Source organism: Arthrobacter sp. I3, from assembly GCF_000520575.1.
GTDB lineage: Bacteria > Actinomycetota > Actinomycetes > Actinomycetales > Micrococcaceae > Arthrobacter > Arthrobacter humicola_A.
The window spans coordinates 164389-168592 of record NZ_KI914902.1 but is presented as its reverse complement, the minus strand read 5'-3'; the positions used below and the strand labels follow the sequence as shown (position 1 = coordinate 168592).

Genomic DNA, 4204 nt, shown 5'->3' with positions numbered 1-4204 from the left:
CCAGCCTCAGCTGTCGTCGCGGCAGACGGCGCGGCCGACGTCGTCGCGGCAGACGGCGCGGCCGACGTCGTCGTCGTCGTGGGGTTCGCCGCCGTCAAGCGGGCTTGCGCAAAGGAATAGATACCTGCGGCCAGGACGACCGCGAGCACTGCTGCACAGACCGCACCCATCAGGGCCCGTGGACGGACGGTCACTCGACGCGCCCGCGGCCGGAAGTGCGCCCGAATCCAAATCGTCGCTGCTGTGGATTTTGCTGTTCCATAATGACTTCAATCTAGCTACGGCAGCTATGCCGGAGCTATGAAAAAGCTGTTGGCCCCAAGCCTGCCAAAGCCGCCCCGGACGGGTCCTTGCCAGGCTCAGCCGGCGGAATACAGCCTGGGTCCACGATGTTGTGCATCACAGACCCATTGTCCCCTCCCCGAAGGATCATCATGAGCGCAAACATGACCGTCAAGCTTCAGCCCGGCACGCCGGCCCCGGATTTCACCCTGCCGGACGCCGAAGGCAAGCCGGTTGCCCTGGCCGATTACCGCGGCAAGAACGTCATTGTGTACTTCTACCCGCAGGCCGCGACCCCGGGCTGCACGACCGAGGCGTGCGATTTCCGAGACAACCTCGCGTCCCTGCAGGGCTCAGGCTACGAAGTCCTGGGCATCTCCCCCGACGCCCCCGAAGCCCTGGCCCACTTCACCGGCGACTTCGCGCTGACCTTTCCGCTCCTGGCCGACGAGGACCACGCTGTCGCCCTCGCCTACGGCGCGTGGGGCGAGAAGCTGGTCCACGGCGAGGTCACGGAGGGCATCGTCCGCTCAACCGTGGTGCTGGACCCCGAGGGCAAGGTCAAACTGGCGCAGTACCAGGTCAAGGCCCAGGGCCACGTGGCGTCGTTAAAGGAAGCGCTGGGCGTCTGACGCCGCACCGCCCCGCAGCGTCACAAACAGTCCGGGCCCGCCCGTCTGGCTAGACCTTGGTCCCCGCCACCACGGTGGCGGTGGACCGGAGCCGGATCGCGCCGTCGTGCTCGTAGCGGCCCAGCAGCGCGAACACATCCGAGCGGATCAGGGCCCGCGACTCCGCGTCCGCCTTGGCCAGGCCCATCGCCACGGTGGTCGCGATGTCGGTCATGAACTCCCAGTAGCTCTCCGGGGATTCGTGCACCAGGTCGGTGCTGACCTGGTGCTCGGCCACCTCGGCCAGCCCGGCCTCCTTGAACATGCGGGTCATGAAACCCGCTGGTGCGCAGCGGAACAGCCCGGGAGTCTCGGCGGGCGGAATGGGCAGTTCCCGGTGCCGGGCAATCGTGCCCAGGATCAGGCTGGCCCAGGGGTTTGCCGCCGCGCGCCCCCAGACGACGGCGCCCACCCGGGCGCCCGGCCTCGCGGTGCGCGCCATCTCTGCCATGGCCGCGGACATCACCGGGAAGAACATCAAACCGAAGTGGCTGTACACGGCGTCGAACGTGTTGTTGCGGAACGGCAGGGCGGCCGAATCGCACACTTGAAAGTCCAGGTTGCTCAGGCGCCGGGCCGATGCCTTCTCTTCTGCCACCCGGAGCATTCCGGCCGAAATGTCAGTCAGGACCACACGGCCCTCCGGCACCTGCGCGGCCACGTTGAGGCCGGGCTCCCCCGTGCCTGCCGCGACGTCCAGCACCTCTGAGTCGGGGCGGAGCCGGAGCTCCTGGCGGAGGGCGTCGCCGAACGGGGTCTGCCAGCCGAGCAGTTCCGCGTCCCATTTCTTCCAGCCCGCCGAGAACTCATCCCAGAGCAAGCGCTGCTCCTCACGAACACGGTCGGCTGAGGCTAACATGGCGGATCCTTAGCTCGTCTGTACCTAGCCCTAGTCTGCTCTGGGATGCGGTCCGCGGCAATGAGTCGAAGGGCAGTAGGCTTAACGGCATGTCTCCCCACGAAACCCCCGGCACAGCAGGCAACGACCCCCAGCGGGAACCGGCGCAGGGCAACGTTCAGGGCGGCGTTCCGGAGCGCCGCGAGGTCACCGTCCGCCGGGCCCCGAAATATGTTCCCTTCCTGATCCTGGGCGGGCTCCTGGGCGTGGCCGTCGCGGCCATCATCGCCTACGCCCTGCCAGGTGACCCGAGCTTCGACCGCTCCTCGGTCTTCGGCTTCTTCATGGTCCTCTGCGCGGCCGGCGGCGTCATCCTGGGTGCCGCGACCGCCCTGGTCCTGGACCGCCGGAGCGTCCGCCGCGCCGAGCACGCCGTCGTCGAATCCGCACCGGACGCCGACGACGACGGGGGCCGCGACGGGAACCTCCGCTGAAGGGCGTCAGGTCATAAACCGGCCGCCGGAAAAGTCTTAGCGCACATCGTGAGATAATCGACCAGTGGCACGCGGCGATGGAAAACTTTCTCATGATCTTCTCCCAGGCGAAAAAGGCCCTCAGGACGCATGCGGCGTCTTCGGGGTCTGGGCACCCGGTGAAGAAGTAGCAAAACTCACCTACTACGGGCTGTATGCACTGCAGCACCGCGGTCAGGAGTCGGCTGGCATAGCAACCAGCGACGGCAAGCGGATCAACGTCTACAAGGACATGGGCCTCGTTTCCCAGGTCTTCGACGAGACCACGCTGAACACCCTGACCGGGCACCTGGCCGTCGGCCACTGCCGCTATTCCACTACCGGTGCGAGCCACTGGGCCAACGCCCAGCCCACCCTGGGCGCGACGTCCACGGGCACCGTGGCCCTGGCCCACAACGGCAACCTGACCAACACGGCCGAGCTCAAGGCAATGATCGAGGACCGCAACGGCGGAAACCTCAGCGGCGAGATGAAGCAGGGCAACACCTCCGACACCGCCCTCGTGACCGCGCTCCTGGAGGGCGAAGAGGGCAAGTCCCTGGAGCAGACGGCCATGGAGCTGCTGCCCAAGATCAAGGGCGGCTTCTGCTTCGTCTTCATGGATGAGGGCACCCTCTACGCGGCCCGAGACACCTACGGGATCCGCCCGCTGTGCCTGGGCCGGCTTGAACGCGGCTGGGTGGTTGCCTCCGAGCAGTCCGCCCTCGCCACCGTCGGCGCCAGCTTCATCCGCGAAATCGAACCCGGCGAATTCATCGCGATCGACGAGGACGGCGTCCGCTCGCAGCGCTTCGCCGAGGCGACGCCGGCCGGCTGCGTTTTCGAATACGTCTACCTCGCCCGCCCGGACGCCTCCATTGCGGGCCGCTCGGTGTACGAATCCCGCGTCGAAATGGGCCGCCAACTGGCCCGCGAAAACACCCAGGAAGCGGACATCGTCATCCCCGTGCCGGAATCCGGCACGCCCGCGGCGGTCGGCTACGCCGAAGAGTCCGGCATCCCCTTCGCGCACGGCTTCGTCAAGAACTCCTACGTGGGCCGGACGTTCATCCAGCCCTCGCAGACGCTGCGACAGCTCGGCATCCGGCTCAAGCTCAACGCCCTCGAATCCGTGATCCGCGGCAAGCGTGTCGTGGTGGTGGACGACTCGATCGTCCGCGGCAACACCCAGCGCGCCATCGTGCGGATGCTCCGGGAGGCGGGCGCCGCAAGCGTCCACATCAAGATTTCCTCCCCGCCGGTCAAGTGGCCCTGCTTCTACGGCATCGACTTCGCCTCCCGGGCGGAACTGATCGCCAACGGCGCCACCATCGACGAGATCACCCAGGCCATCGGCGCCGACTCGCTCGCCTACATTTCCGAAGACGGCATGATCGACGCCACCCGCCAGCCGCGCGAGCGTCTCTGCACCGCCTGCTTCACCGGCAAGTACCCGATCGAGCTGCCCGGCGCGGACAAGCTCGGCAAGAACCTGCTCGAGCGCACCGACCTCGGCGGCCTCCCGCCCGCCACGGCTGCTTCCGGCGCGGCGCCCGCGGCCTCCGCAGCGTCCGACGCCGAACCCGGCACGTCGATCTCCGACGATCCGGCCGAGAAGGCCGGCGCCACCGGCTGCGATCCGGGGCCGGACTCCGAATTCGAAGAACTGCTCACCGATGCCGACCGCGTCACCACAGCCGACAAGAAAGAGCCAGTATGACTTCCGCCTCCCCGGCCGCTGACATGAACGCCGCCCAGAACGCCGGCATCACCTACGCCTCCGCCGGCGTCGACGTCGAAGCGGGAGACCGCGCCGTCGAACTCATGAAGGACGCCGTCAAGGCAACCCACAACGCCTCGGTGATCGGCGGCGTCGGCGGGTTCGCGGGCCTCTACGACGT

The 4204-nt window shown here is 67.7% G+C and carries 4 protein-coding genes and 1 pseudogene; 4 read left to right on the top strand and 1 reads right to left on the bottom strand.

Features of this window, described 5'->3' with window-relative positions; translation table 11 throughout:
• Positions 1-434 precede the first annotated feature (434 nt).
• On the top strand, positions 435-914 hold the full coding sequence (bcp, locus tag Y706_RS0103505; protein WP_028275479.1) for a thioredoxin-dependent thiol peroxidase: 480 nt from the start codon (positions 435-437) through the stop codon (positions 912-914).
• Between the two features lie 49 nt (positions 915-963).
• Here the strand turns inward: bcp and Y706_RS0103500 are convergent, their stop codons facing one another.
• On the bottom strand, positions 964-1812 hold the full coding sequence (locus Y706_RS0103500) for a class I SAM-dependent methyltransferase (RefSeq protein ID WP_028275478.1): 849 nt from the start codon (positions 1810-1812) through the stop codon (positions 964-966).
• Positions 1813-1901: 89 nt separating this feature from the next.
• On the opposite strand from Y706_RS0103500, the gene Y706_RS23435 reads away from it, so the two are divergent.
• The 3 genes and pseudogenes from Y706_RS23435 to Y706_RS27755 form a co-directional block, all read left to right on the top strand.
• Positions 1902-2285 (top strand): hypothetical protein, encoded by a 384-nt coding sequence (locus Y706_RS23435; protein ID WP_043434502.1) that lies wholly within the window; start codon positions 1902-1904, stop codon positions 2283-2285.
• Positions 2286-2349: 64 nt separating this feature from the next.
• Complete coding sequence (gene purF / locus Y706_RS0103485) at positions 2350-4023, top strand: amidophosphoribosyltransferase (protein WP_028275477.1); 1674 nt, start codon at positions 2350-2352, stop codon at positions 4021-4023.
• Positions 4020-4204: pseudogene (locus tag Y706_RS27755) on the top strand (phosphoribosylformylglycinamidine cyclo-ligase); the annotation flags it as partial. The gene purF and the pseudogene Y706_RS27755, both read left to right, overlap by 4 nt.

Excerpts from the sequence above, each read along its gene's own strand:
- bcp (WP_028275479.1), top strand. The coding sequence starts at position 435 with ATGAGCGCAAACATGACCGTCAAGCTTCAGCCCGGCACGCCGGCCCCG.
- Y706_RS0103500 (WP_028275478.1), bottom strand. The coding sequence starts at position 1,812 with ATGTTAGCCTCAGCCGACCGTGTTCGTGAGGAGCAGCGCTTGCTCTGG.
- Y706_RS23435 (WP_043434502.1), top strand. The coding sequence starts at position 1,902 with ATGTCTCCCCACGAAACCCCCGGCACAGCAGGCAACGACCCCCAGCGG.